The sequence below is a fragment of the Ottowia sp. SB7-C50 genome, assembly GCF_033110285.1.
In the GTDB taxonomy this organism is placed as follows: Bacteria; Pseudomonadota; Gammaproteobacteria; order Burkholderiales; family Burkholderiaceae_C; genus Ottowia.
On sequence record NZ_CP136995.1, the window covers coordinates 258,226 to 284,468 of the forward strand.

Sequence of the window (26,243 nt, forward strand, 5' to 3'; positions counted from 1 at the left end):
CATGAGCATGAACCTCGTCACGCTGCTGTACCTGATCGCCAGCGTCTGCTTCATCCAGGCCTTGAAGGGCCTGTCGCATCCCACTACCTCGATCCGCGGCAACCTGTTCGGCATGGTCGGCATGACCATCGCCGTGCTGACCACGGCGGCGCTCATCGTCAAGCTGGCCGGCTCGGCGCTGGGCCTGGGCTGGGTGCTGCTGGGCCTGGTGGTGGGCGGTGGCTATGGCGCCTGGCGCGCCAAGACGGTCGAGATGACCAAGATGCCCGAGCTGGTGGCCTTCTTCCACAGCATGATCGGCCTGGCAGCGGTGCTGATCGCCGGTGCCACGGTGATCGAGCCGTGGGCCTTCGGCATCGCCGACCACCCGGTCAATGGCGTGGGCGGGCAGATTCCGGGCGGCAACCGCATCGAACTGGCGCTGGGCGCCTTCATCGGCGCGGTCACCTTCAGCGGCTCGGTCATCGCCTGGGGCAAGCTGTCGGGCACGTCCAAGTTCCGGCTGTTCCAGGGCGCGCCGGTGGTGTTCCCGGGCCAGCACATGCTCAACCTGGCGCTGGGCGTGGTGGCGCTGCTGTGCCTGCTGTGGTTCTGGCAAACGCAGGCGGCGCTGCCGTTCGCGCTGGTGTGCCTGCTGGGCTTCATCATTGGCGTCACGCTGATCATCCCCATCGGCGGCGCCGACATGCCGGTGGTGGTGTCGATGCTCAACAGCTACTCGGGCTGGGCGGCGGCGGGCATCGGCTTCAGCCTGAACAACAGCATGCTGATCATTGCCGGCTCGCTGGTGGGCAGCTCGGGCGCGATCCTGAGCTACATCATGTGCAAGGCGATGAACCGCTCGTTCTTCAACGTCATCCTGGGCGGCTTCGGCGGCGATGCGGCGGCCGCTGCGGGCGGCGCGCAGGAGCAGCGCCCGGTCAAGACCGGCAGCGCCGACGATGCGGCCTTCATGCTGAGCAACGCCGACAGCGTGATCATCGTGCCCGGCTACGGCCTGGCGGTGGCGCGCGCGCAGCACGCGGTGAAGGAGCTGGTCGACAAGCTGACGGCCAAGGGCATCGACGTGAAATACGCCATCCACCCCGTGGCGGGCCGCATGCCGGGCCACATGAACGTGCTGCTGGCCGAGGCCGAAGTGCCCTACGACCAGGTGCATGAGATGGAAGACGTCAACGGCGAATTCGGCCAGGCCGACGTGGCCATCATCCTGGGCGCCAACGACGTGGTGAACCCCGCCGCGCTGCAAAAGGGCAGCCCGATCTACGGCATGCCGATCCTGGAGGCCTACAAGGCCAAGACGGTGATCGTCAACAAGCGCTCCATGGCCGCCGGCTATGCGGGCCTGGACAACGAGCTGTTCTACATGGACAAGACCATGATGGTGTTTGGCGACGCCAAGAAAGTGGTTGAGGACATCGGCAAGGCCATCGAGTGACGGCCAACGGCCTCGCGGTGGCGCCGGGCGCTGCCCGCGAGGTATGAAATTTTCGCACGGTCGTTCGTTTAGTATCGTTTGACGATACTTGATTGGCGTGTCGAGCGGCACTCAAGGAAAACGCCAGTACCGCGCCGCCGCGAACCGTTACACAATGCGAAATCCGCGGGCCGCCAGGATGCGTCGCGCGCCTCCACCTGCCCGTCGGCCGCACCCTTGCGGCCGACCCCACATCCGAAGGAGCACCACCCATGACCGAGCGCATCTGGCTCAAGCACTACCCGGAAGGCGTCCCCGCCGACATCGACCCGTCGCAGTACACGTCGCTCGTCGGCCTGCTCGACGACAGCTTCAAGAAGTTTGCCGACCGCACGGCCTACAGCTTCATGGGCAAGGACGTCAGCTATGCCGAGACCGATGAGCAGAGCCGCGCGCTGGCCGGTTACCTGCAAAGCCTGGGCCTGGCGCGCGGTGACCGCGTGGCCATCATGATGCCCAACGTGCCGCAGTACCCGGCGGCGGTGGCGGCCATCCTGCGCGCCGGCTACGTGGTGGTCAACGTCAACCCGCTCTACACCGCGCGCGAGCTGGAGCACCAGCTGAAGGATTCGGGTTCCAAGGCCATCGTCATCATCGAGAACTTCGCTGCCACGCTGCAGAAGTGCATCGCCAACACGCCCGTGCAGCACGTGGTGCTGGCCAGCATGGGCGACCGCCTGGGCGGGCTGAAGGGCGCGATCGTCAACTTCGTGGTGCGCAACGTCAAGAAGATGGTGCCCGCCTTCACCCTGCCCAACGCGGTGCGCTACAACGTTGCCGTGGCCAAGGGCCGCAGCGCACCCCTCAAGACGCCCGCCATCGGCCCCGACGACGTGGCCGTGCTGCAGTACACCGGCGGCACCACCGGCGTGTCCAAGGGCTCCACGCTGCTGCACCGCAACCTGATCGCCAACGTGCTGCAGTCCGAGGCCTGGAACGACCCGGCGATGAAGCAGGTGCCCGCCGGCGAGCAGACCACCAGCGTCTGCGCGCTGCCGCTCTATCACATCTTCGCCTTCACGGTGAACATGATGCTGAGCCTGCGCAACGGCGGCAAGACCATCCTGATCCCCAACCCGCGCGACCTGCCGGCGGTGCTCAAGGAGCTGTCCAAGCACCGCTTCCACAGCTTCCCGGCGGTCAACACGCTGTTCAACGGGCTGGCCAACCACCCCGACTTCAACACCGTCGACTGGAGCCACCTGAAGGTCTCGGTCGGCGGCGGCATGGCGGTGCAGAGCGCCGTGGCCAAGCTGTGGCTCGAAAAGACCGGCTGCCCGATCTGCGAAGGCTACGGCCTGTCGGAAACCAGCCCGTCGGCCACCTGCAACCCGGTGACGTCCAAGGAATTCAGCGGCACCATCGGCGTGCCCATCCCCAGCACCTACATCAAGATCCTGGACGACGACGGCAACGAGGTGCCGCTGGGACAGCCGGGCGAAATCGCCATCAAGGGCCCGCAGGTCATGGCCGGCTACTGGCAGCGCCCCGACGAGACCGCCAAGGTCATGACGGCCGACGGCTACTTCAAGTCGGGCGACGTCGGCATCATGGACGAGCGCGGCTACACCAAGATCGTCGACCGCAAGAAGGACATGATCCTGGTCAGCGGCTTCAACGTCTACCCCAACGAGATCGAGGACGTGGTGGCCAGCATGCCCGGCGTGCTGGAAGTCGCCGCCGTCGGCATGCCCGACGAGAAGATGGGCGAGGCCGTCAAGCTGGTGCTGGTCAAGAAAGACCCGGCGCTGACCGAGGACGACGTGCGCCGCTTCTGCCACGACAACCTGACCGGCTACAAGCGCCCGCGCACCATCGAATTCCGCGACGAACTGCCCAAGACGCCGGTCGGCAAGGTACTGCGCCGCGAACTGCGCGACCCACCGCCGGCGGTGAAGGCCGCGGGCGTGTCGGTCAACTGAATCAGGCGCGTCGGGAAACAGCCGGACGCGAAGGACGCAAAGGGTTCGCGAAGGACGCGAAAAATGCGTTTTTGTGGCGGGGTTGGCCGCAGGCGCAGCCCGGCAAGACTGCACATTCCCGAGGCGTTGGTTTTTGAGTGCGACGTGCCATGGCTCGAGGTCGTCGCTATGAATAATGTAGCTGTCTGCGCTCTCCAGACAAGCGCTTGAGGCCTATTTGACTTGAAACCCACTCGCCGAACCGGCATCGTCAGCGCCATGCAGCAGGAGCTGTCCGCCGTGCTGGCGCGCATGCCCGACGAGCAGCGCCAGCGTGCGGCGGGGCGCGACTTCTGGGTCGGGCACTGGCACGGCCACGAGGTGGTGGCGGTGCTGTCGCGCGTCGGCAAGGTGGCCGCGGCCACCACGGCGGCGGTGCTGATCGAGCGCTTTGGCGTTGACCGCATCGTCTTTACCGGCACCGCGGGCGGACTGGGCGACGGCGTGCGCGTGGGCGACCTGGTGCTGGCCGACGGCTTCGTGCAGCACGACATGGATGCGTCGCCGCTTTTTCCGCGCTTCGAGGTGCCGCTGTACGGCCGCGCGCGCTTCGACACCGATGCCCACCTGTCCGCCGCGCTCTGCGACGCCGCGCGTCGCGCCGTGGCCGCGCCGGCCGAACTGGTGGGCACGCGCGCCATGGCTGAATTCGGCCTGCATGCGCCGCGCGTGCACCAGGGCCTGATCGTCAGCGGCGACCGCTTCGTCGCCACCGGCGCCGAAAGCGCCGCACTGCGCCAGGCCCTGCCCGACGCCCTGGCCGTCGAGATGGAAGGTGCCGCGGTGGCGCAGGTCTGCCACGACTGCGCGATCCCCTTTGCCGCCGTGCGCACCATCAGCGACCGCGCTGACGACGCCGCCCACGTCGATTTCATGCGCTTCATCGACCAAATCGCCAGCCACTACAGCGCGGCGATTCTCGAAAGCTATTTCAGAGCGCTATGATTTGAATAGCTGTTTGCGCTTGTCCAGCAAGCGCAAGCGCTTGATTTCGCTTTCGCAAGAGCCACGCGCGGCAACGTCGCACCTCACCCAACCTTCGCTATCGCGGGTCGCAAGAGAGAGCCGCAGAAGGAGGCGCTTGCCAAGCCCCTCAAATGGCCGCGGAGCAGGCCACACCGGAACGCCGCGGATCGGGCTTGGCCCGGCCGCCAGCGTTGTCCCCCTGGGGGGAAGGCGCCGCAGGCGCCACAGGGGGGGATCACTTCAACCACCCGCGCCGCCGGAAGTACCACATCGGCAGCAGTGCGCTGCAGATCATCAGCAGGATGGCGAACGGGTAGCCCAGCGGCCAGTCCAGTTCGGGCATGTTCTTGAAGTTCATGCCGTAGGAGCTGGCCACCAGCGTGGGCGGCAGCAGTGCCACGCTGGCCACCGAGAACAGCTTGATGATCTTGTTCTGGTTGATGTTGATGAAACCGACCGTCGCGTCCATCAGGAAGTTGATCTTGTCGAACAGGAAGGTGGTGTGGCTGTCGAGCGAGTCCAGGTCGCGCTGGATCTGGCGCGCTTCCTCGAACTGCTCGGCGTCCAGCATGCGGCTGCGCATCAGAAAGCTCACGGCGCGTCGCGTGTCCATCACGTTGCGGCGGATGCGGCCGTTCATGTCTTCCTGCCGCGCGATGGTGGCCAGCACTTCGCCGGCGACTTCGTCGGTCACGTCGTCGGCCAGCACCATCTTGCCGGCCGCTTCCAGCTCGTCGTAGATGCCCTCCAGTGTGTCGGCGCAGTATTCGGCGTCGCCGTCCAGCAGGGCCAGCAGCACGTCCTTGGCGTCGTCCAGCAGGCCGGGCATGCGGCGCGCGCGCATGCGCAGCAGGCGAAACGCCGGCACCGGCTCGTCGTGGATCGAAAACAGCACGCCGTGGCTGCGCAGCTGCTGGTTGGCGTCGTTCAGGATGAAGGCCACGCGCACCTGGCGCGCTTCATCCTCGGTGTCGATCAGCAGGAAGTCGCTGCGGATGTGCAGCTCGCCGTTGTCCTCTTCGTAAAAGCGGGCCGATTCCTCGATGTCGTCGTCGATGGCGTCGTCGGGAATCGACAGGCCGTAGTACTGCTTGACCCAGCGTTTTTCCTCGGGCGTCGGGTCGTCCAGGTCGACCCAGATCGGGCGGTAATTCGACAGGCTTTCGAGCGACTCGATCTCTTCCTGGAACAACCGGCCGTTGGACAGCGTGAATATGTTGAGCATGAACAAGAATCCCTGGGCGTTGGAAGGCGGGCAAGGGCGCGGTGGGGAAGGGGGCTTTCGGCCTCCCGCGCGCCGGCGCATGCCAGGGAGGCGAAAGCTATCGACTCGGGACGGTTTCCAAGACGGGCTTTCGATGCAAGTGTCAGGCAGGGCGGATTATCGCATTGGCCTCGCACGAAAAAGGGTCATGAGCCGCGTTTTGTCAAGCCGCCACCCGGTGGCCCGCATGGGACGCGGGGCATTGCCGCACGGGTTGCCAGCGGCATCGAACAGGTTCATAGTGGACTGGCGTGACAGCCCGTTGACAACCCACGGCGCACGCGCGCCCGAGCTGTCGCCCGTGGCCCCCGGCGGAAGGCCGGCCCGGCCGTTCATCACTGGAACAAGGAGGCGTTTCATGAACTTGACGATCAGCGGACATCACCTCGAAGTCACCCCTGCGCTGCGCAGTTACGTGACGGGCAAGCTGGACCGGATCACCCGGCACTTCGACCAGCTGATGGATGTCAAGGTGCTGCTGACAGTGGAGAACCAGACGGAAAAGGACAAGCGCCAGCGGGCCGAATGCCGCATTGCCGTCAAGGGCAACGACCTGTTTGCCGAAAGCAGCCACCAGGACCTGTATGCCGCCGTCGATGACCTGGTCGATAAGCTGGACCGGCAGGTCGCCAAGCACAAGGAAAAGCTTCAATCCCACGATCGTGCCGGTGTTCGGCACATGATGTAGCCATTTGATGTAGTATCGTGTAACAATAACGAGCGAAGACTGTAGACTCCAGCTTGCAAGCCGCTCCGGTTAGCGCCGGGCGGCTTTCTTTTTCCACCGTGCCGGGGTGGCCGCGCCTGTCTTTCGTGCGCCAGGGGGTGCGTGAAGGGGCCGTTTGAGGCCGCAGCGCGTGGGGGAGCATAATTGCACGTCCATGCCCATGAACCGTCTAGCCTCCATCCTCCCGGCCTCCCAGGTGCTGGTGGGCGTCGAAGCCACCAGCAAGAAGCGGGCCTTCGAAGAAGCCGGCCTGCTGTTCGAGAACCTGCACGGCCTGTCGCGCGCGCTGATCACCGACAGCCTGTTCGCGCGTGAGCGGCTGGGCTCCACCGGCCTGGGGCACGGCGTGGCCATTCCGCACGGCCGCATCAAGGGCCTGAAGGCGCCCATGGCCGCCGTGCTGCGGCTGGCGCAGCCGATCGGCTTCGACGCGCCGGACGAGCAGCCCGTGGGCCTGCTGATCTTCCTGCTGGTGCCCGAGGCGGCGACGCAGAAGCACCTCGAGATCCTGTCCGAAATCGCCGAGCTGCTGAGCGATTCGGCGCTGCGCGAGCGCATCAAGTCGGCCGACGCGCCGGACGAGCTGCATTCGCTGATCGCTCACTGGCAGTCGTCGCACGTCACGCCTTGAAGGGCTGACCCGCGCCACCGCCGTCACCGCGCTGCCGCGCTGCAGCGCGGGCCGGCCCATCGCGTAGACTGGGCTTTTGCCCTTTTTCGCCCCCGCCATGAAGCCTTCCGTGATCAGCGCCGACGTGTTGTTCGAGGATCACCGCGCCACGCTGCGCTGGCAGTGGATCGCCGGGCTGGGTGCGTCGGAGCGGCGCTTTGACGAAAAAGCCATCAGCCAGGCGCGCTCGGGCGCCGACCTGGTGGGCTACCTGAACTACATCCACCCCTACCGGGTGCAGATCCTGGGCGAGCGCGAGGTGGCCTACCTGGCCAACGCGTCGCCCGAAGACTGTGCGCGCCGCGTCTCGCGCATCGTCACGCTGGAGCCGCCGGTGCTGGTGCTGTGCGACGGCCAGGCCGCGCCGGACGCGCTGCTGTCGATGTGCGAGCGGGCGCAGATCCCGATGTTCGCCACGCAGGACTCGGCGGCGTTCGTCATCGACGTGCTGCGCGCCTACCTGTCCAAGCACTTTGCCGACCGCACCACCATGCACGGCGTGTTCATGGACATCCTGGGCCTGGGCGTGTTGATCACCGGCGAATCCGGCCTGGGCAAGAGCGAACTGGGGCTGGAGCTGATTTCGCGCGGCAACGGCCTGGTGGCCGATGACGCGGTGGACCTGTTTCGCATCAACCAGACCACGGTGGAAGGACGCTGCCCGGCGCTGCTGCAGAACCTGCTGGAAGTGCGCGGCATCGGCCTGCTGGACATTCGCGCCATCTTTGGCGAAACCGCGGTGCGCCGGCGCATGCGGCTGCGTCTGATCGTGCACCTGGTGCGGCGCGAGACGCTGGAGCGCGACTACGAGCGCCTGCCCTACGAACCGCTGACGCAGGAAGTGCTGGGCGTGCCGATCCAGAAAGCCGTGATCCAGGTGGTGGCCGGCCGCAACATCGCCGTGCTGGTCGAAGCCGCGGTGCGCAACCACATCCTGCAGCTGCGCGGCATCGACACGTACCAGGAATTCGTCGACCGCCACCGCCGCGCCATGGAGCAGGGCGGCAGCGACTGAAGCTACTATATTAATAGCTGCCTGCGCTTGTGCAGCAAGCGCTAGGGCGCTTTTTGGCGCAGATTTTCAGCGGCGCGACGCCAGTGGCGTGCCCGAGCCGCGGTGCGGGCATTCGGTGCGCGTGCAGTTGGCGTACAGGCTGAGCGCGTGGTCGGCCAGGGCAAAGCCGCGCGCCGTGGCGACGGCGATCTGGCGCTTTTCGATCTCGGGGTCGTGGAATTCCTCCACATGGCCGCAGTCCAGGCACACCAGGTGGTCGTGGTGCTCGTCCTCGCGCAGCTCGTAGACCGCCTTGCCGGCCTCGAAGTGGTGGCGGCTCAGCAAGCCGGCCTGCTCGAACTGGGTCAGCACGCGGTACACCGTGGCCAGCCCGATGTCGGACTGCTCGGTCACCAGCAGGCGGTAGACGTCTTCGGCCGTCAGATGGCGCAACTCGGCCTTCTGGAAGATCTCCAGAATCTTCAGACGCGGCAGCGTGGCCTTCAGCCCCGTGCTTTTCAGTTCGTCGATGTTGGCGTCCATGCAGGCAGTACGTTGTGTCACCTCGCGCCGTGGCGTCGCCGCTACAATGCGCTGCCATATTGTGCATGAGCTGCCACGCATGTCTGTGACCCCCCGAACCCATGTCCGCACGACCGCGCTGGTCTTGCCGGCCGTGCTGGCTGCGGCCCTGGGCGCCTGCAGCAGCTTCGACCAGGGCACGCGCGGCATCGCCGACGCCCTGACCCTGTACCGGCCCGAGGTCGTGCAGGGCAACTTCGTGTCGAAGGAGCAGGTGGCCGCGCTGCAGCCCGGCATGACGCGCCTGCAGGTGCGCGACATCCTGGGCACGCCGCTGGTCACCAGCGTGTTCCACCAGAACCGCTGGGACTACATCTTCACCATGAAGCGCCAGGGCGTCGAGCCGCAGCGCTACCGCCTGACGGCGTATTTCGAAGGCGACACGCTGGCCCGCTTCGACGGCGACGACATGCCGAGCGAAGCCGAATTCGTGCAGCGCATCAGCCGCGAACGCAAGGTCAAGGTGCCGCCGCTGCAGGCCACCGAGGACCAGTTGGCCAAGTTCCCCGTGACGCCCGGCGCCGAGCCCGCGTCGTCCGACAAGGGCGCCGCACCGTCCGGCGCCCAGCCGGCGCTGAGCTATCCGCCGCTGGAGCCTGCCCGCTGACATGACTTTGTTGTCCTGGCGCCTTGCGCGCGCTGCGTGGCGCGGGCGTCCCATCCGGTTTTTCTTCTCATGACGACTGATACCTTGCTGGGCGTCGCCATCGCCGGTGCCACCGGCCGCATGGGCCAGATGCTGATCGAAGCGGTGCGCGCCTCGGGCGACTGCGCCCTGGCCGGCGCGCTGGACCGCGCCGACAGCCCGGCGCTGGGCCAGGACGCGGGCGGCTTTGCCGGCTGGGCGTCCGGCGTGCCGGTCACCGCCGACCTGGACGCCGGTCTGGCCGGCGCGCGCGTGCTGATCGACTTCACCCGGCCCGAGGCCACCCTGGCGCACTTGGCGGCCTGCCGCCGGCACGGGGTGGCGCTGGTCGTCGGCACCACCGGCTTCAGCGACGCGCAGAAGGCCGAGATCGCCGACGCCGCGAAAGACATCGCCATCGTCATGGCGCCCAACATGAGCGTGGGCGTCAACGTCACCCTCAAGCTGCTGGAGATGGCGGCCAGGGCGCTGTCCACCGGCTACGACATCGAGATCGTCGAGGCGCACCACCGCCACAAGGTCGACGCGCCCAGCGGCACCGCGCTGAAGATGGGCGAAGTCATCGCCGGCGCGCTGGGGCGCGACCTGAAGGACTGCGCCGTGTACGAGCGCTTTGGCCACACCGGCGAGCGCGACCCGTCCACCATCGGTTTCGCCACCATCCGCGGCGGCGACATCGTGGGTGACCACACCGTGCTGTTCGCCGGCACCGGCGAGCGCATCGAGATCAGCCACAAGTCCAGCAACCGCGCCGGCTACGCGCAAGGCAGCCTGCGCGCGGCGCGCTTTCTGGCCAGCCGGCAAAGCGGCCTGTTCGACATGGCCGACGTGCTGAACCTGCACTGACCCGTTACCCAGACCTTTCTTTCGTTTTTCGACCATGAACCTGCAACACGTTTTCGCGCAGAGCGACGCCATCGGCAAGGCCGTGGCCATCCTGCTGCTGCTCATGTCCATCGCCAGCTGGGTGGTGATTCTGTGGAAGTCCTGGATGCTGCGCCGCGCCGGTGGCGACGTGGTGCGCAGCGTGGCCGCCTTCTGGCAGGCGCCCACGCTGGACGAGGCCTCCAGCCGCATCGGCGGCTTCGACCGCGGCCAGCTGGTGCTGCCGCTGCTGCAGGCCACGCAGGCACCCGCCGGCGGCACGCTGGCGGCGGCCGGCGACCGCGGGCAGCAGCTCACGCGCGCGCTGCGTGATGCGCTGCACGGCATCATGGGCCGGCTGCAGTTTGGCCAGGTGCTGCTGGCCACTATCGGCTCCACCGCCCCCTTCGTCGGCCTGCTGGGCACGGTGTGGGGCATCTACCACGCGCTGATCAGCATCGCCGGCTCGGGCCAGATGAGCATCGAGAAGGTGGCCGGCCCGGTGGGCGAGGCGCTGATCATGACCGCCGCCGGCCTGGCCGTGGCCATTCCGGCCGTGCTGGCCTACAACTGGTTCGGCCGCATCATCGGGCGCATCGAGGCCGAGCTGGAGGGTTTCGCGCGCGACCTGCGGGAGTTCTTGAAGTGACCCCCCCTGAGTCGCTTCGCGCCTTCCCCCCTGCGAGGGGGGACAGCGCCGGTGGCCGGCACAGGTCCGGCCACGGCGCTTCGCGCATGGCCTGCTCCGCGGCCTGGCGATGCGGCCTGCTGCGCGGCCGCCCACAGGAGTTCTTGATCATGGCTTTCGGACGACTCGAACGCACCAAGGGCAGCGAGCCCATGAGCGACATCAACGTCACGCCGCTGGTCGACGTGATGCTGGTGCTGCTGGTGATCTTCATCATCACGGCGCCTCTGCTGGCCAGCTCGATCCGGCTGGACCTGCCCAAGACCGATGCCGCCAAGCCCGGCGAGCCGCCCAAGTTCGTCACCGTGGCGGTCAACCGCGACGGCCAGGCCTTCTTCGACGACCGGCCCGTGTCGCAGACCGAACTGGCCACTGCACTGCAGGCTGCCGCCCGCGCCAACCCCGAAACCGAAGTGCAGCTGCGCGCCGACCAGGGCGTGAACTACGGCCGCGTGGTCGAAGTGATGGGCGAGGCCCAGAAGGCGGGGCTGAACCGCATCGGCTTCGTGGCCGACGCGCCCGCCACGCCGGCCACCCCTGGCGCGCAATCGCCCGCGCCCGCGGCGTCGCAATGACCATGCGCCCCTCGGGGCATCAAATTGGCCGCCTGCGCTGATTGAGCCAGCGCCGACAGCTACCAAAAACATAGTAAATCGCCGCACGCCCGGTGCGCGGTGGCCGCGGCGCGCGCGCCTACAATTTGCCCATGCAAGAGAAATACAACCATCAGGACGTTGAACGGGCCGCCCAGGCGCACTGGCGCGAGCGCGACGCCTACCGCGTGACGGAAGACGCGTCCAAGCCCAAGTACTACGCCTGTTCCATGCTGCCCTATCCCAGCGGCAAGCTGCACATGGGCCACGTGCGCAACTACACCATCAACGACATGCTGGCGCGGCAGCTGCGCATGAAGGGCTTCAACGTCCTGATGCCCATGGGCTGGGACGCCTTCGGCCTGCCGGCCGAGAACGCCGCGCTGAAGAATGGCGTGCCGCCCGCGCAGTGGACCTACGACAACATCGCCTACATGAAGGGCCAGATGCAGTCGATGGGCCTGGGCATCGACTGGAGCCGCGAAGTCGCCACCTGCGACGCCAGCTACTACAAGTGGAACCAGTGGTTGTTCCTCAAGATGCTGGAAAAAGGCATCGCCTACCGCAAGACCCAGGTCGTCAACTGGGACCCGGTGGACATGACCGTGCTGGCCAACGAGCAGGTCATTGACGGCCGCGGCTGGCGCACCGGCGCGCTGGTCGAGAAGAAGGAAATCCCCGGCTACTACCTCAAGATCACCGACTACGCGCAGGAGCTGCTCGACCACGTGCAGATTGGCAACCCCAAGGCCACGCTCGAAGGCTGGCCCGAGCGCGTGCGGCTGATGCAGGAAAACTGGATCGGCAAGAGCGAGGGCGTGCGCTTTGCCTTCCCGCACGACATCCGCGGCGTTGATGGCGCGCTGATCGGCGATGGCCGCATGTACGTCTTCACCACGCGCGCCGACACCGTCATGGGCGTCACCTTCTGCGCCGTCGCGCCCGAGCACCCGCTGGCCGCGCGCGCCGCCCAATCCAACCCCGCGCTGGCCGCCTTCATCGAGAAATGCCGCCAGGGCGGCACCACCGAGGCCGAACTGGCCGCGCGCGACAAGGAGGGCATGCCCACCGGCCTGCACGTCACGCACCCGATCACCGGCGAGGCCGTGCCGCTGTGGGTCGGCAACTACGTGCTGATGGGCTACGGCGACGGTGCCGTGATGGGCGTGCCCGCGCACGACGAACGCGACTTCGCCTTCGCGCTGAAGTACGGCCTGCCGATCGAGCAGGTGGTGCAGGTCGATGGCGAGGAGTACGACTTCACCCGCTGGCAGGACTGGTACGCCGACAAGCAGAACGGCGTCACCATCAATTCCGACAACTTCAGCGGCCTGGGCTACCAGGACGCGGTGGACGCCGTGGCCCAGGCGCTGCACGACAAGGGGCTGGGCGACAAGAAGGTCACCTGGCGCCTGCGCGACTGGGGCATCAGCCGCCAGCGCTACTGGGGCACGCCGATCCCCATGATCCACTGCGACGCCTGCGGCACGGTGCCGGTGCCCGAAAAGGAGCTGCCCGTGGTGCTGCCACAGGACTTGGTGCCCGACGGCAGCGGCAACCCGCTCAACAAGTGTGAGGCGTTCCTGAACGTCGCCTGCCCCTGCTGCGGCCAGCCGGCGCGGCGCGAGACGGACACGATGGACACCTTCATCGATTCGTCGTGGTACTTCATGCGCTACTGCGACCCCACCAACGCGCAGGCGATGGTGGCCGGCGGCACGCAGTACTGGATGCCGATGGACCAGTACATCGGCGGTATCGAGCACGCCATCCTGCACCTGCTGTACGCGCGCTTCTGGACCAAGGTGATGCGCGACCTGGGGCTGGTGCAGATCGACGAGCCCTTCACCAAGCTGCTGACGCAGGGCATGGTGCTCAACCACATCTACAGCCGCCGCAACGAGCGCGGCGGCATCGAATACTTCTGGCCCGCCGACGTCGAACCGGTGTTCGACGCCGACGGCAAGCAGGTGGGCGCGCGCCTCACCAAGGACGTGGGCAACCTGCCCGCGGGCACCGCCATCGACTACGAGGGCGTGGGCACCATGTCCAAGTCCAAGAACAACGGCGTCGACCCGCAGGAGCTGATCGAGAAGTACGGCGCCGACACCGCGCGCCTGTACACCATGTTCACGTCGCCGCCCGAGCTGACGCTGGAGTGGAACGACGCCGCCGTCGAAGGCAGCTACCGCTTCCTGCGCCGCGTGTGGAACTTCGGCGTCAAGCTGAATGCTATGGAAAATGCAGCTGCCAGCGCAATCCTGGCCAGCGCTGCCGCCCAGAATGGCATCGAATTCAGCAAGAACGCCAAGGCCTTGCGGCACGAAGTGCACAGCGTGCTGGGGCAGATCGACTACGACTACCAGCGGCTGCAGTACAACACCGTGGTGTCGGGCGCGATGAAGCTGCTGAACGCGCTGGAGGCCTTCCAGCCCGACGGCTCGCCGGGCGACAAGGCGGCGCTGGCCGAGGGCTTTTCGAAGCTGGTGCGCGTGCTGTCGCCGGTCACGCCGCACATCGCGCACGCGCTGTGGCACGGGCTGGGCTTTGCCGCCGTGCAGGGCGAACTGCTCGACGCGCCCTGGCCGCGCGTCGACCCCGAGGCGCTGAAGCAGGACGAAGTCGAGCTGATGCTGCAGGTCAACGGCAAGCTGCGCGGCGCCGTCGTGGTGCCCGCCAGCGCCAGCAAGGACGAGATTGAGCGCATCGCGCTGGCCAGCGAAGCCTTTGCCAGGCACGGCGGCGGGCAGGCCATCAAGCGCGTGATCGTGGTGCCGGGCCGGCTGGTCAACGTGGTCACGGGTTGAGCATGGCGCGCCGCCCCGATCTTTCTAACGCCATCGTCCCCGAGCGGCGGCGCGTGCTGGCCGCGGGCGCGGCCGCGTGCGGCGCGGCGCTGCTGGCGGGCTGCGGCTTTCAGCTGCGCAAGGCGCCTGAATTCGCCTTCAAGACCATTCTGCTGGCGATGCCGACCACGTCGGCGCTGGCCATCGAACTGCGGCGCCAGCTGGAAGGCACGGGCCGCCTGAAGGTGCTGACCGACGCCGCGCAGGCCGCCCAGGCCGACGTGGTGCTGGAAAGCACGGGCGAAGTACGCGACCGCGTCGTCGTCAGCATCACCGGCACGGGTGAAGTGCGCGAGGTGCAGCTGCGCATCCGTTTCCGCTTTCGGCTGCGCACGCCGGACGGGCGCGAGCTGCTGCCCTTCACCGAGATCATGCGCCAGATCGACCAGAGCTACAGCGAATCGGCCGCGCTGTCGAAGGAGCAGGAAGCGCTGATGCTCTACCAGAACATGCAGAGCGACGTGGTGCAGCAGGTGTTGCGGCGTCTGGCCACTGTAAAAGTATGACCCCCCCCTGAGTCGCCTGCGGCGCCTTCCCCCCTCTGCTGCGCGAGGGGGGACGCACCTTGCGGCCGGGGCAAGCCCGCTCCGCGGGTGCCCGCGAAGGGCGCCGCGCTGCGCGGGCGCGTGGGGCTGGCTCGGTCTCCCTCTGGGAGAGGGGTGGGGTAAGGGCCACGGCCTGTTCTGATTCGCTGACGCCATGCAACTCGCCGCCACCCAACTCTCCGCCCACCTGCAGAAAGGCCTGCGGCCGCTGTACACGCTGCACGGCGACGAGCCGCTGTTGCAGCAGGAGGCGGCCGATGCCATTCGCGCGGCCGCGCGCGCGCAGGGTTACACCGAGCGCACGGTGTACACCGTAACGGGCGCGCACTTCGACTGGAGCGCGGTGCTGGCGGCCGGCCAGTCGCTGAGCCTGTTCGCGGACAAGCAGATCGTTGAGGTGCGCATTCCGTCCGGCAAGCCGGGCAAGGACGGCAGCGCGGCGCTGCAGCAGCTGGCCGACAGCGTGGCCGGCAACGACAGCACGCTGACGCTGGTGCTGCTGCCGCGGCTGGACAAGCAGACCCGCAACGGCGCGTGGTTCACCGCGCTGGACGGCGCCGGCGCCACGGTGCAGATCGACGGCATCGAACGCGCGGCGCTGCCGCAGTGGATCGCGCAGCGCCTGGCCGCGCAGGGCCAGCGCGTGCAGCCGGGCGACGCCGGCCAGCGCGCGCTGACCTTCTTTGCCGACCGCGTCGAGGGCAACCTGCTGGCGGCGCACCAGGAAATCAGCAAGCTGGCCCTGCTGTACCCGGTCGGCGAACTGAGCCAGGAGCAGATCGAGGCGGCGGTGCTGAACGTGGCGCGCTACGACGTCTTCAAGCTGTCCGAAGCCGTGCTGGGCGGCCAGCGCGCCCGCGTGCAGCGCATGCTGGACGGGCTGCACGCCGAGGGCGAGCCCGAAGTGCTGGTTCACTACACGCTGGCCGAGGACATCCGCGCCCTGAAGCGCGTGAAGGACGCCATCGCCGACGGCCGGCCGCTGCCCATGGCGCTGCGCGAGCAACGCATCTGGGGCCTGCGCGAGCGGCTGTTCGAGCGCGTGCTGCCGCGCATGACCGACGTGCAGCTGGCCAACCTGCTGCACGCCGCGCATCTGGTGGACGGCATCGTCAAGGGGCTGAAGCACCCCGGCTGGCCGCACGAGCCCTGGCAGGCGCTGCATCGCCTGGCGCAGAGCCTGTGCGGCGCCTGCAGCGCGGGCGTCGGCCAGCGCGCGCGCTGAGCGGGCGGCGCGGCGGGCGTGGGGCGGCTGGCATCGGCGGCAGCCCTCGCGTAGGATGGACGCCACCCGACTCGCCTTTCGCTCGTCCCATGTCTGCACCGCACGCCGTTTCTGCCCTGTCCGCCCTCACAGTGCTGTTCGCCTTGGCCGCCTGCTCGGCGCCGGCACCGCCGCCGGGCGACACCGTGCAGGTGTTCAAGTCGCGCGGCGCGGTGCAGTGCGGCGCGCGCGGCACGCCGCCCGAGGCCATGCGCGCCGAACTGGAGCGCGCCGGCCTGCGCGTGCGGTCGGCCACGTGCGGCAGCGACGGCCGCATGCGGGCCGCCGTGTGCGGCGCCGGCACGGACGAGCTCAACGTGTTCGAGATCGCGGCCAGCGACCTGGCCCGTGCGCAGGGCTTGGGGCTGGCGCCGATGGCCCCGGCGCGCGACGCGCAGGTCGTGCCCTGCCGCTGACTTGAAGGCAAGGCTGAACAAGCCCCTCGCGGTGCGGGCATCTGTGGATGGGGGCGGTCTGCGGCGTTGCAAATCCTCGCCATAGCCCACGCTGTGGCTGCGGTGTGCGCCTGGCGGCCCATCCCAAACCACAGCGCCAGCCTGCGCGGGGGACTTATTCAGCGTCGCCTTAACGCGAACGCGCTTTTTGCGAAAATCGGGTCATGAACGCCCCCAACGTCGCCGAAACCATGCAACTGCTGGGCCTGCAGGCCCGCCAGGCCTCGCGCGCCATGGCCCGCGCGCCCGCCGCCGTGCGCAACCAGGCGCTGCGCGAACTGGCCCGCCTGCTGCGCGCCCACGTCGCCCCACTGCAGGCCGACAACCAGCGCGACCTGGCGCGTGCGCAGGCCGCTGGCCTGGCCGAGCCGATGGTGGACCGGCTCAAGCTTACGCCGCAGATCATCGAAACCTGTGCCGAAGGCTGCGAGCAGCTGGCCGCCATGGCCGACGTGATCGGCGACGTGGTCGCCATGCGCCAGCAGCCCAGCGGCATCCGTGTCGGCCAGATGCGCGTGCCCATCGGCGTGTTCGGCATGATCTACGAAAGCCGGCCCAACGTGACCATCGAAGCGGCCAGCCTCAGCATCAAGAGCGGCAACGCCTGCATCCTGCGCGGCGGCTCTGAAGCGGTCGAATCCAACAAGGCGCTGGCCGCGCTGGTCGGCCAGGCGCTGACGGCGGCGGGCCTGCCGAGCGAAGCGGTGCAACTGGTGCCCACCACCGACCGTTCCGCCGTGGGCCTGCTGGTGGCCATGCCTGAATACGTCGACGTGATCATTCCGCGCGGCGGCAAGGGCCTGATCGAGCGCGTGGCCGCCGAGGCCAAGGTGCCCGTCATCAAGCACCTGGACGGCAATTGCCACACTTACGTCGACGACCCGTGCGACCTGGACATGGCGCTGCGGCTGGTGGAAAACGCCAAGACGCAGAAGTACAGCCCCTGCAACGCGACCGAGAGCCTGCTGGTGGCGCGCGGTGTGGCGGGCGCCTTCCTGCCGCGCATCGGCGCGGTGTTTGCCGCCAAGGGCGTGCAGATGCGCTGCGATGAAGAGGCGCTGTCGATCTTGAAGGAAAAAGCCGCGCCTGCGCTGGGCCAGCAAGCGCAGGCAGCTATAAAAAATGAAGCGTTGGTCGTGCCGGCGCAGGAGTCGGACTGGTTCGAGGAATACCTGGCGCCGATCATCAGCATCAAGGTGGTGGCCGGTGTGGACGAGGCGATCGGGCACATCAACCATTACGGCAGCCACCACACCGACGCCATCGTGACGCGCGACCACATGCACGCGCAGCGCTTCGTGCGCGAGGTGGATTCGGCCAGCGTGATGGTCAACGCCAGCACGCGCTTTGCCGACGGCTTCGAGTACGGGCTGGGCGCCGAGATCGGCATCAGCACGGACAAGTTTCATGCGCGCGGGCCGGTGGGGATTGAGGGGTTGACGTCGTTGAAGTGGGTGGTGATGGGGGAGGGGGAAGTGCGGGGCTGAGGGCTGTTCCTTAGCGCTTGAATCGTCACGTTGGCTGGATGCGCTGTCGGCCGGGATGTGCGCCCGGCGGCGCAGTCACTTTCTTTTGCTCCGCCAAAAGAAAGTAACCAAAGAAGAGGCGGCCCCACTGGCCGTGTCCCCTGCGGGGCAACCTGCGATGCTCGGGCGCGGGGCGGCGCTGCGGAACTCGCTTCGCGCTTCGCGCGCCGCTCGGACAGCCGCAGCGAGTCAGAGCACGAAGCGCGGCATGCTGCGCTGCCGCGCCCGCCCCACGCCCTGCGCTTCTCGGCACGGCCAGAGGGGAGTTCAAATCCTCTCGGGCCATCGCTGCGCTCGGCCTGGCGCTCGAATCAAAAGGCCGCGGAGCAGGCCATGCGGGGAACGCCGCGGCCGGACCTGTGCCGGCCGCAGGCGTTGTCCCCCTGGGGGGGAAGGCGGCCGAAGGCCGCCTCAGGGGGGCTCAGGTCCCCGCGGCAAAACGCTCCACGTCTGCCGTGGCGCCCGCCACCACCAGCAGGTCGTCGGGCTCGACCACGGTTTCGGGTTGCGCGTAGAGGAAGTCCTGGTTCAGCCGTTTGAGGCCCACCACCGTGATCAGCTTGCTCTGGCGGATGCGCGATTCGGCCAGCGCCTTGCCATGCATTTCGGCCGGCGCGCGGGTCTTGGCGATGGCAAAGCCGTCGAGGAACTCGATGAAGTCGATCATCTTGCCGGTGACCAGATGCGCCACGCGCGCGCCCATGTCGGCTTCGGGGAAAATCACGTGGTGCGCGCCCAGCCGCTCGACGATGCGGGCGTGCTGCGCGGTCGAGGCCTTGACCCAGATGTCCGCCACGTTCAGCTGGCTCAGGTTCAGCACCGTCAGCACGCTGGCCTCCAGGTCCTGGCCGATGGCCACCACCACGTGCGCGAAGCTGTGCGCGTCCAGCTGGCGCAGCGTGTCCATGTCGGTGCAGTCGGCCTGCACGATGTTGGGCAACTCGTCGGCGAGCGATTCCACCGTGGGCAGGCGCGAATCGACCGCCAGCACTTCGTGGCCCAGCCGCACCAGCGAGCGCGCCACCGCCTGACCAAAGCGCCCCAGGCCGATGACCATGATCGAGCCGGCGGGATTGGCCGGGCGGCGCTGGGTGGCGGTCTTGAACTTATCCAACAAGGGGCTTCTCCTCGGGGTAACGGATGCGCGGCCGGTGGTTGCGCGCGGCCAGCGCCACGGCCAGCGTGATCACGCCGACGCGGCCGGAAAACATCAGCAGCAGCAGCACCATCTGCGCCGCGGGCGGCAGCGATGCGGTGATGCCGGTGGACAAACCCACGTTGCCCGCGGCCGACACCACTTCGAACAGCACTTTTTCATAGCGCTCGTCGGTCATCGGCATGACGATCAGCAGGCCCAGCACGATGACGCCCGCGCTCAGCACCAGGATGGTCAGCGCCTGGCGCAGCACCGCGGGAGTGATGCGGCGGCCGCGGAACTCGGTGTCGGCGTTGCCGCGGATTTCGCTCCACACCGCCACCAGCAGGATGAAGAAGGTCGTCACCTTGACGCCGCCGCCGGTGCCCGCGCTGCCGGCGCCGATGAACATCAGCAGGTAATGCACCACGAAGGAATCGTCGGTCATGGCGCCGGTGTCGATGGCGTTGAAACCCACCGAGCGCGCCGCCACCGAGGTGAACAGCGCGGCCAGCAGGCGGTGGGGCACGTCCAGCGGCGCCATCGTCTTGGCGTTGTCCCATTCCGCCGCCAGCACCAGCGCGCCCCCCACCAGCACCAGCGCGGCCGAGCCCCACAGCGTCAGCACCGTGTGCATCGAATAATGGTGTTCGCGCCGGCCCCGGTAATGCCACAGTTCGTGGATGACCGGAAAGCCCAGCCCGCCGATGACGATGGCGCACATGACGGGCACCAGCACCCAGCCGTCGCGCACGAATTGCGACAGGCTGTCGGGCCAGAGCGAAAAGCCGGCGTTGCAGAAACCCGAGATGGCGTGGAACACGCCGTACCACGCCGCCTGGCCCCACGGCATGCCGTAGCCCAGCGCAAAGCGCAGCGTGAGCCACAGCGCCACCAGCGCTTCGACGGCGGCCGTCACCACGAACACCACGCGCGCCACGCTGCCCACGTCGCCCAGCGAGAGCGAGCGCGTCTCGGCCTGCAGCAGCAGGCGCGAGCGCAGCCGCATGGCGCCGCCGGCCCACAGGATGAGCAGCGTGGCCGAGGTCATCATGCCGAAGCCGCCCAGCTGGATCATGCACAGGATGGCCGCCTGCCCGAAGCCCGACCAGTAGGTGCCGGTGTCCACCACGCCCAGCCCGTTGATGCACACCGCCGACCACGCCGTGAATAGCGCCGTCATGAAGGGGGCGCTGCCGGGCTCTGCACGCGAGAGGGGCAACAGCAGCACCAGCGTACCCACGGCGATGACGCCCAGGAACGCGATCACCAGCACCAGCGCCGGGTGCAGTGGCCGGGCGGCACGCACTGGCGCGGCACCGATGGGCGCGGCGTCGGGGGGGCGTTCGGAAATCGTTCAAGGCGTCGAGCGAAAGGTTCGGGGGGGAATCGAGCGCGTCAGCGGGAAGCGGGCGTCGGCAAACCGCCGCCATGGTAGCGCTGGGCCGGCGCGGTTCGGCTTGGGGTTTGCGTGACCCCGCCCACGACGGACCGGGCGGCCCTGCGTCAGGACGCCGAGCCCGCCGCCTACAATGATCTGCCGCCCGTGGAAACCGGCGCGCGCAGTCCCTCGGCCCCTCCCCTGCTCAACAATCCATGGTCCCACATCTCGTGACCGCCCTGTCCGGTCCCATCAACGAGCTGGAGCAGCGCATCCTCGACGCCACGCCGGTCATCGAGCGCTGGTTCCGGCTGGAATGGATGGAGCACACCCCCCCCGCTGTACGCGTCGGTCGACATCCGCAACGCCGGCTTCAAGCTGGCGCCGGTGGACACCAACCTGTACCCCGACGGCTGGCACAACCTGTCGCCCGAGACGCTGCCGCTGGCGGTGCAGGCGGCGCAGGCGGCGATCGAGAAGATCTGCCCCGAGGCACGCAACCTGATGATCGTGCCGGAAAACGGCAAGCCCTCCAGCTTCTACCTGGCCAGCCTGGCGCGGCTGCAGGACATCTTCCGCATGGCCGGGCTGAACGTGCGCTTCGGCTCCATCGACCCGGCGGTCAAGAAAAGCACGACGCTCAAGCTGCCCGATGGCGAAAAGCTGGTGCTGGAGCCCGCCCTGCGCACGCCGCGCCGCCTGGGGCTGAAGCACTTCGACCCCTGCACCATCCTGCTCAACAACGACCTGTCGGCGGGTGTGCCGGGCATTCTGGAAGACCTGCACGAGCAGTACCTGCTGCCGCCCCTGCACGCCGGCTGGACGGTGCGCCGCAAGAGCCGCCACTTCCAGTGCTATGAAGAAGTGAGCAAACGTTTTGGCAAGCTGCTCGGCATCGACCCCTGGCTCATCAACCCGCTGTTCGCCTCGTGCGGGCAGATCGACCCGGGCGCACCGGATGGCCTGGAATGCCTGCGCACCAACGTCGATGCGCTGCTGGTCAAGATCCGCCGCAAGTACAAGGAATACGGCATCAGCGAGCGGCCGTTCGTGGTGGTCAAGGCCGACAACGGCACGCGCGGCATGGGCATCATGACCGTGCGCGACGCCAAGGAACTGGACGCGCTGGCGCGCTCACCGCGCGACAAGGGCGCGCCGCTGGCCGACCTGCCGCTGGGCAGCGACGTCATCATCCAGGAAGGCGTGATGACGCACGAGCGCATGAACGAGACCGTGGCTGAACCGGTGGTCTACATGGTCGACCGCTACGTGGTGGGCGGCTTCTACCGCATCCACGCCGGTCGCGGCGAGGAAGACAACCTCAACGCCCCCGGCGCGCGCTACGTGCCGCTGGCCTTCGACGGCAGCAACCAGTTGCCGCGCCCCGGCATGAAGCCGGGCGCCAGCGCGCCCAACCGGTTCTACATGTACGGCGTGATCGCCCGCGTGGCGCTGGTGGCCGCCAGCTACGAGCTGGAAGCCACCGACCCCGCCCTCCACACGGACGACTGAGCGGCGTTCTGCCGCGGCCGCGGGCATCAGTTGCCGCCGCGCGACAGTCGCCGGGCTGACGCGATGCGGTTCGTCTTTCGTCAGCCGCAGTGCCACCGCGCTGGCGCACAATGCGCGTCACCGTAGCTGCCGTGTCCGGATCAGCCATCGCCTGCCGGAACTTTTTGCTGTGTCCAACTCGAAATCCTCCATCGCCGCGCTGACGCTTGCGGCCATCGGCGTGGCCTTTGGCGACATCGGCACCAGCGTCCTCTACACCATCAAGGAGGTGTTCGGCTCGGGCCACGTGGAGTTCACGCCCGACAACATTTACGGCATCCTGTCGATGGTGTTCTGGACCCTGACCACCATCGTCTCGGTCAAATACGTGCTGCTGGTGCTGCGCGCCGACAACAACGGCGAGGGCGGCCTGATCGCCATGCTGACGCTGGCCTCGCGCGCCGTGGCCGACCGGCCGGCGCTGCGCAACAAGATGCTCCTGGTGGGCATCTTCGGCGCCTGCCTGTTCTATGGCGACGGCGTCATCACGCCGGCCATCACCGTGCTGTCGGCGGTCGAGGGCCTGGAGGTGGTGTCGCCCGCGTTCAAGGACTGGGTGATCCCGCTCACGCTGATCATCCTGTTCGGCCTGTTCTTCGTGCAGAAGCGCGGCACGGCCGACATCGGCAAGTTCTTCGGCCCGATCATGATCCTGTGGCTGGTGGTGATCGGCGCGCTGGGCCTGTGGCACATCATCGGCCACCCGGAGATTCTGTGGGCCCTGCTGCCTTGGTACGCCTGGAAGTTCACCTGGCAGCACCCCGGCATCACCTTCATCATCCTGGGCGCCGTGGTGCTGTGCGTGACGGGCGGCGAGGCGCTGTACGCCGACATGGGCCACTTCGGCAAGAAGCCGATCCGCATCGCCTGGTTTTTCATCGCCATGCCCTGCCTCACGCTCAACTACTTCGGCCAGGGCGCGCTGCTGCTGGCCGACCCTGAGGCGGTGAAGAACCCGTTCTTCAACATGGCCCCCGACTGGGCGCAGATTCCGCTGGTCATCCTGGCCACGGCGGCGGCCGTGATCGCCTCGCAGGCGCTGATTTCGGGCGCCTACAGCGTGACCAAGCAGGTCATCCAGCTGGGCTACCTGCCGCGCCTGCAGGTGCAGCACACCAGCGTCAAGGAAACCGGCCAGATCTACATGCCCTTCGTCAACTGGGGCCTGTTCGTGCTGATCGTGCTGGCGGTGGGGCTGTTCCGCTCGTCCAGCAACCTCGCGGCGGCCTACGGCATTGCGGTGACCACCGACATGCTGATCACCACGGTGCTCACGTTCTTCGTGATCCGCTACGCCTGGAAGCTGCCGCTGCTGCTGTGCATCGGCGCCACCGGCATGTTCTTCGTGGTGGACATCCTGTTCTGGGCTTCCAACCTCATGAAGCTCACGCACGGCGGCTGGTTCCCGCTGGTGATTGCCGGCGTGGTGTTCACACTGATGGTGACCTGGAAGGACGGCCGCGCGCTGCTGAACCAGTCGCTGCACGAAACCTCGCTGTCGCTGACGGATTTTCTGGAATCCATCTTCGTCGCACCGCCCACCCGCGTGCCCGGCACCGCCGTGTTCATGAGCGCCGAGCCCGGCACGGTGCCCAACGCCCTGCTGCACAACCTGAAGCACAACAAGGTGCTGCACGAGCAGAACCTGTTCGTCACCGTCCGCAGCCACGAGGTACCCTGGATCGGCTTGAACAAGCGGCTGGAAGTCGAGCCGCTCGGCCACGACTGCTGGCAGGTGATCGTCCACTACGGCTTCAAGAACGACCCCAACCTGCCCAAGGCGCTGTCGCACATCACAGGCCGCGGCATCGACCTGACACCGATGACGACCAGCTACTTCCTGTCGCGCGACATCGTGGTGCCCACCATGGGCAAGGGCATGGCGCCGTGGCGCGAAAAGCTGTTCGCGCAGATGCACCACAACGCCAGCGCGGCGGCGGAATTCCTCAAGCTGCCGAGCAACGCGGTGGTGGAGCTGGGCTCCAAGGTTGAAATCTGAAGAAAAACGGCGCCACACGGGCGCCGTTTCTTCGCTGTACGCTACGTTTTCAGTAGCTGCGAGCGAATCAGTCCGCCTCGATCTTCGACGTCTTCACCACCGTCGCCCAGTTGGCATAGTCGGCCTTGACCTTGGCGTCCAGTTGCGCGGGCGTCTGGTAATCGGCCGTCGCGCCTTGCTCCAGCGCCTTTTGCTTGAAGGCCGGGTCGGCCATCACCTTCTGCACATCGGCGCTCAGCTTGGCGGCAATGTCCTTGGGCATCGCGGCCGGCGCGAACAGGGCGAACCACGAATCGGGCGTCAGCTTGGGGTAGCCGGCCTGCGCGGTGGTGGGCACGTCGGGCAGGCTGGGCAGGCGCTCCTTGCCGGTGACGGCCAGCACACGCAGCTTGCCGCTGGCAATGTGCTGCATGAAGGGCGGGGCCGTGCCAAAGGTCAGCTGCACCTGGCCGGCCAGCAGATCCTGCAGCGCCGGGCCGGTGCCCTTGTAGGGCACGTGCACCATGTGGATGCCGGCCTGCTGCTCCAGCATGGCGCCTGTCACGTGCTGCAGCGAACCGTTGCCAGACGAGGCGTAGTTGAGCTTGCCGGGGTTGGACTTGGCATAGGCGACCAGTTCGGCCAGTGTCCTGGCCGGCACGTCGCTGCGCACCACGATGATTTGCGGCGCCGACAGCACGTTGGCAATGGGCTGGAAGTCGGCCAGCTCCCACTGCCGCGCCTTGGTCAGATGCGGCGAGATGACGTGATAGCCCGAATACTGCATCAGCAGCGTGTAGCCATCCGCCGGCGCGCGCTTGACGATGGACGCCGCGATGGCGCCGTTGCCGCCGGCCTTGTTGTCCACCACCACCGACTGGCCGAGGGCCGGCCCCAGCGCCTGCGCCAGCATGCGCGCCGACAGGTCCGTCGTGCCGCCCGCCGAGGCGGGCACCACGAAGGTGATGGGCTTGGTGGGATAGCCCTGCGCCCACGCGCCGCCCGCGAACAGCGCGGCAGCCAGGGCGATGAAGTGTTTGCGGTGCATGTGCATGGTGTGTCTCCTTGTGCTTTGAATTTAATAGCGTCTGGCGCTTGTCTGGCAAGCGCTAGACGCCCGTTTGTTGTGTGAGCCGTGTGTTCAGTCCACCTTGGCGCCCGTATCGGCCACCACCTGCTTCCACAGGGCCAGGTCGGACTTGACCAGCGCACCCAGCTCGGCGGGCGACCCTTTGAACGGCTCGGCGCCCACGCCGGCCAGCTTGTCGATCACGTCCTTGTCGTCCAGTGCCTTCAGCACCTCGGCCTGCAGGCGCTCGACCACCGCCTTGGGTGTGCCGGCCGGCGCGAACATGCCGTACCACGGCGTCTTGCCAAAGCCCTTGAGGGTTTCGCCAATGGCCGGCGCATCGGGCAGCGCCTTCACGCGCTTTTCATTCACCACGCCCAGCACCTTCAGCTTGCCGCTCTTGATGAACGAAATTGACGACGGCAGCGACTGCACCGACAGCGGCACCTGCCCGCCCACCACGTCGGTGGCGGCAGCGGCCGAGCCCTTGTAGGGGATGTGCGTCAGGTCAATGCCGGCGGCCTTTTCCAGCATGGCGCCGATCAGGTGGTTGAGCGTGCCATTGCCGGCCGAGGCAATGCTGTACTTACCCGGCGCCGCCTTGGCCAGCGCGATCAGTTCCTTCACGTTGTTGGCGGGAAAGCTCGGGTGCGCCACCAGCGCGTAACCCGCATGCGCCAGCGGCGCCACGGGCTCGAAATCCTTCACGGGGTCGAAGCCCGTGTTCTTGTACAGCCACGGGTTGATGACCTGCGCGCTGTCGGCCTGTACCAGCAGCGTGTAGCCATCGGGCTTGGCCTTGCCGACGAAGGCGGTGCCGATGTTGCCGCCCGCGCCGGGGCGGTTGTCGATGATGACGGACTGGCCCAGTTGCTGCGACAGCTTCTGGCCGATGACGCGTGCGATGGCGTCGTTGGCGCCGCCGGCCGCCTGCGGCACCACCAGGGTGATCGGCTTGGACGGAAAGCGCTCCTCGGCTTGCAGCGGCAGCGCGAGGCAGCACGCCGCGAGCAGCAGCGATAGGGTCATGACCCGGCGGTGGGGGTGAAGCTTCAAGATGG

General features: G+C 67.7%; 22 protein-coding genes and 1 pseudogene. 17 read left to right on the top strand and 6 right to left on the bottom strand.

Features of this window, described 5'->3' with window-relative positions; translation table 11 throughout:
* The first annotated feature begins 1 nt into the window (after position 1).
* From R0D99_RS01215 to R0D99_RS01225, 3 genes are all read left to right on the top strand, one after another.
* The gene (locus R0D99_RS01215) at positions 2–1,438 is read left to right on the top strand and encodes an NAD(P)(+) transhydrogenase (Re/Si-specific) subunit beta (RefSeq protein ID WP_317749608.1); all 1,437 of its coding nucleotides are present in this window, start codon (positions 2–4) and stop codon (positions 1,436–1,438) included.
* 251 nt (positions 1,439–1,689) lie between these two features.
* Positions 1,690–3,399 (top strand): long-chain-fatty-acid--CoA ligase, encoded by a 1,710-nt coding sequence (locus R0D99_RS01220; protein ID WP_317749609.1) that lies wholly within the window; start codon positions 1,690–1,692, stop codon positions 3,397–3,399.
* A gap of 258 nt (positions 3,400–3,657) precedes the next feature.
* The gene (locus R0D99_RS01225) at positions 3,658–4,383 is read left to right on the top strand and encodes a 5'-methylthioadenosine/adenosylhomocysteine nucleosidase (protein WP_317751171.1); all 726 of its coding nucleotides are present in this window, start codon (positions 3,658–3,660) and stop codon (positions 4,381–4,383) included.
* A gap of 256 nt (positions 4,384–4,639) precedes the next feature.
* Here R0D99_RS01225 and corA read toward each other — a convergent pair whose 3' ends face one another.
* A complete protein-coding gene (corA, locus tag R0D99_RS01230) occupies positions 4,640–5,629 on the bottom strand; it encodes a magnesium/cobalt transporter CorA (protein ID WP_317749610.1) in 990 nt (329 codons plus the stop codon).
* Positions 5,630–6,026: 397 nt separating this feature from the next.
* Between corA and hpf the strand changes: the two genes are divergently transcribed.
* The 3 genes from hpf to hprK all read left to right on the top strand — a co-directional run bounded on the left by hpf (position 6,027) and on the right by hprK (position 8,080).
* Positions 6,027–6,356 carry a ribosome hibernation-promoting factor, HPF/YfiA family gene (gene hpf / locus R0D99_RS01235; protein WP_317749611.1) on the top strand — a complete coding sequence of 110 codons (330 nt, stop codon included), beginning with the start codon at positions 6,027–6,029 and terminating at the stop codon, positions 6,354–6,356.
* 199 nt (positions 6,357–6,555) lie between these two features.
* On the top strand, positions 6,556–7,026 hold the full coding sequence (locus R0D99_RS01240) for a PTS sugar transporter subunit IIA (protein WP_317749612.1): 471 nt from the start codon (positions 6,556–6,558) through the stop codon (positions 7,024–7,026).
* Between the two features lie 97 nt (positions 7,027–7,123).
* Positions 7,124–8,080 (top strand): HPr(Ser) kinase/phosphatase, encoded by a 957-nt coding sequence (gene hprK, locus R0D99_RS01245; protein ID WP_317749613.1) that lies wholly within the window; start codon positions 7,124–7,126, stop codon positions 8,078–8,080.
* Between the two features lie 66 nt (positions 8,081–8,146).
* Here hprK and fur read toward each other — a convergent pair whose 3' ends face one another.
* Positions 8,147–8,602 carry a ferric iron uptake transcriptional regulator gene (gene fur, locus R0D99_RS01250; RefSeq protein ID WP_317749614.1) on the bottom strand — a complete coding sequence of 152 codons (456 nt, stop codon included), beginning with the start codon at positions 8,600–8,602 and terminating at the stop codon, positions 8,147–8,149.
* 79 nt (positions 8,603–8,681) lie between these two features.
* On the opposite strand from fur, the gene R0D99_RS01255 reads away from it, so the two are divergent.
* The 9 genes from R0D99_RS01255 to R0D99_RS01295 all read left to right on the top strand — a co-directional run bounded on the left by R0D99_RS01255 (position 8,682) and on the right by R0D99_RS01295 (position 18,029).
* Positions 8,682–9,248, top strand: a complete 567-nt coding sequence (locus tag R0D99_RS01255; protein WP_317749615.1) for an outer membrane protein assembly factor BamE — start codon at positions 8,682–8,684, stop codon at positions 9,246–9,248.
* A 69-nt stretch (positions 9,249–9,317) separates the two neighbouring features.
* Complete coding sequence (gene dapB / locus R0D99_RS01260; protein ID WP_317749616.1) at positions 9,318–10,133, top strand: 4-hydroxy-tetrahydrodipicolinate reductase; 816 nt, start codon at positions 9,318–9,320, stop codon at positions 10,131–10,133.
* Positions 10,134–10,167: 34 nt separating this feature from the next.
* Positions 10,168–10,800, top strand: coding sequence for a MotA/TolQ/ExbB proton channel family protein (locus tag R0D99_RS01265; protein ID WP_317749617.1), 633 nt, complete (start codon positions 10,168–10,170; stop codon positions 10,798–10,800).
* A 149-nt stretch (positions 10,801–10,949) separates the two neighbouring features.
* Positions 10,950–11,414: a biopolymer transporter ExbD gene (locus R0D99_RS01270; protein WP_317749618.1), complete on the top strand. Its 465-nt coding sequence runs from the start codon at positions 10,950–10,952 to the stop codon at positions 11,412–11,414.
* A gap of 131 nt (positions 11,415–11,545) precedes the next feature.
* Positions 11,546–14,239, top strand: coding sequence for a leucine--tRNA ligase (leuS, locus tag R0D99_RS01275; protein ID WP_317749619.1), 2,694 nt, complete (start codon positions 11,546–11,548; stop codon positions 14,237–14,239).
* A gap of 2 nt (positions 14,240–14,241) precedes the next feature.
* On the top strand, positions 14,242–14,784 hold the full coding sequence (gene lptE, locus R0D99_RS01280) for an LPS assembly lipoprotein LptE (RefSeq protein WP_317749620.1): 543 nt from the start codon (positions 14,242–14,244) through the stop codon (positions 14,782–14,784).
* Between the two features lie 193 nt (positions 14,785–14,977).
* Complete coding sequence (gene holA, locus R0D99_RS01285; protein ID WP_317749621.1) at positions 14,978–16,048, top strand: DNA polymerase III subunit delta; 1,071 nt, start codon at positions 14,978–14,980, stop codon at positions 16,046–16,048.
* Between the two features lie 89 nt (positions 16,049–16,137).
* Complete coding sequence (locus tag R0D99_RS01290) at positions 16,138–16,503, top strand: hypothetical protein (RefSeq protein ID WP_317749622.1); 366 nt, start codon at positions 16,138–16,140, stop codon at positions 16,501–16,503.
* Between the two features lie 203 nt (positions 16,504–16,706).
* On the top strand, positions 16,707–18,029 hold the full coding sequence (locus tag R0D99_RS01295; protein ID WP_317749623.1) for a glutamate-5-semialdehyde dehydrogenase: 1,323 nt from the start codon (positions 16,707–16,709) through the stop codon (positions 18,027–18,029).
* Between the two features lie 460 nt (positions 18,030–18,489).
* Here the strand turns inward: R0D99_RS01295 and R0D99_RS01300 are convergent, their stop codons facing one another.
* The gene (locus tag R0D99_RS01300; RefSeq protein WP_317749624.1) at positions 18,490–19,185 is read right to left on the bottom strand and encodes a TrkA family potassium uptake protein; all 696 of its coding nucleotides are present in this window, start codon (positions 19,183–19,185) and stop codon (positions 18,490–18,492) included.
* Positions 19,175–20,512 (bottom strand): TrkH family potassium uptake protein, encoded by a 1,338-nt coding sequence (locus R0D99_RS01305; RefSeq protein ID WP_317749625.1) that lies wholly within the window; start codon positions 20,510–20,512, stop codon positions 19,175–19,177. Before R0D99_RS01305 ends, R0D99_RS01300 begins: the two co-directional genes overlap by 11 nt.
* A gap of 287 nt (positions 20,513–20,799) precedes the next feature.
* On the opposite strand from R0D99_RS01305, the pseudogene gshA reads away from it, so the two are divergent.
* Together gshA and R0D99_RS01315 are read left to right on the top strand one after the other, a co-directional pair.
* Positions 20,800–22,096 (top strand): annotated as a pseudogene (gshA, locus tag R0D99_RS01310) (glutamate--cysteine ligase).
* Between the two features lie 169 nt (positions 22,097–22,265).
* Positions 22,266–24,134: a potassium transporter Kup gene (locus R0D99_RS01315; protein ID WP_317749626.1), complete on the top strand. Its 1,869-nt coding sequence runs from the start codon at positions 22,266–22,268 to the stop codon at positions 24,132–24,134.
* 67 nt (positions 24,135–24,201) lie between these two features.
* Here R0D99_RS01315 and R0D99_RS01320 read toward each other — a convergent pair whose 3' ends face one another.
* Both R0D99_RS01320 and R0D99_RS01325 read right to left on the bottom strand, forming a co-directional pair.
* The gene (locus tag R0D99_RS01320; RefSeq protein ID WP_317749627.1) at positions 24,202–25,167 is read right to left on the bottom strand and encodes a tripartite tricarboxylate transporter substrate binding protein; all 966 of its coding nucleotides are present in this window, start codon (positions 25,165–25,167) and stop codon (positions 24,202–24,204) included.
* A gap of 87 nt (positions 25,168–25,254) precedes the next feature.
* Positions 25,255–26,211, bottom strand: a complete 957-nt coding sequence (locus R0D99_RS01325) for a tripartite tricarboxylate transporter substrate binding protein (protein WP_317751172.1) — start codon at positions 26,209–26,211, stop codon at positions 25,255–25,257.
* Positions 26,212–26,243: the final 32 nt, after the last annotated feature.

Bases quoted from the DNA above. Each gene is read 5' to 3' on its own strand.
- R0D99_RS01215 (WP_317749608.1), top strand. From the start codon at position 2: ATGAGCATGAACCTCGTCACGCTGCTGTACCTGATCGCCAGCGTCTGC.
- R0D99_RS01220 (WP_317749609.1), top strand. From the start codon at position 1,690: ATGACCGAGCGCATCTGGCTCAAGCACTACCCGGAAGGCGTCCCCGCC.
- R0D99_RS01225 (WP_317751171.1), top strand. From the start codon at position 3,658: ATGCAGCAGGAGCTGTCCGCCGTGCTGGCGCGCATGCCCGACGAGCAG.
- corA (WP_317749610.1), bottom strand. From the start codon at position 5,629: ATGCTCAACATATTCACGCTGTCCAACGGCCGGTTGTTCCAGGAAGAG.
- hpf (WP_317749611.1), top strand. From the start codon at position 6,027: ATGAACTTGACGATCAGCGGACATCACCTCGAAGTCACCCCTGCGCTG.
- R0D99_RS01240 (WP_317749612.1), top strand. From the start codon at position 6,556: ATGAACCGTCTAGCCTCCATCCTCCCGGCCTCCCAGGTGCTGGTGGGC.
- hprK (WP_317749613.1), top strand. From the start codon at position 7,124: ATGAAGCCTTCCGTGATCAGCGCCGACGTGTTGTTCGAGGATCACCGC.
- fur (WP_317749614.1), bottom strand. From the start codon at position 8,602: ATGGACGCCAACATCGACGAACTGAAAAGCACGGGGCTGAAGGCCACG.
- R0D99_RS01255 (WP_317749615.1), top strand. From the start codon at position 8,682: ATGTCTGTGACCCCCCGAACCCATGTCCGCACGACCGCGCTGGTCTTG.
- dapB (WP_317749616.1), top strand. From the start codon at position 9,318: ATGACGACTGATACCTTGCTGGGCGTCGCCATCGCCGGTGCCACCGGC.
- R0D99_RS01265 (WP_317749617.1), top strand. From the start codon at position 10,168: ATGAACCTGCAACACGTTTTCGCGCAGAGCGACGCCATCGGCAAGGCC.
- R0D99_RS01270 (WP_317749618.1), top strand. From the start codon at position 10,950: ATGGCTTTCGGACGACTCGAACGCACCAAGGGCAGCGAGCCCATGAGC.
- leuS (WP_317749619.1), top strand. From the start codon at position 11,546: ATGCAAGAGAAATACAACCATCAGGACGTTGAACGGGCCGCCCAGGCG.
- lptE (WP_317749620.1), top strand. From the start codon at position 14,242: ATGGCGCGCCGCCCCGATCTTTCTAACGCCATCGTCCCCGAGCGGCGG.
- holA (WP_317749621.1), top strand. From the start codon at position 14,978: ATGCAACTCGCCGCCACCCAACTCTCCGCCCACCTGCAGAAAGGCCTG.
- R0D99_RS01290 (WP_317749622.1), top strand. From the start codon at position 16,138: ATGTCTGCACCGCACGCCGTTTCTGCCCTGTCCGCCCTCACAGTGCTG.
- R0D99_RS01295 (WP_317749623.1), top strand. From the start codon at position 16,707: ATGAACGCCCCCAACGTCGCCGAAACCATGCAACTGCTGGGCCTGCAG.
- R0D99_RS01320 (WP_317749627.1), bottom strand. From the start codon at position 25,167: ATGCACATGCACCGCAAACACTTCATCGCCCTGGCTGCCGCGCTGTTC.
- R0D99_RS01325 (WP_317751172.1), bottom strand. From the start codon at position 26,211: ATGACCCTATCGCTGCTGCTCGCGGCGTGCTGCCTCGCGCTGCCGCTG.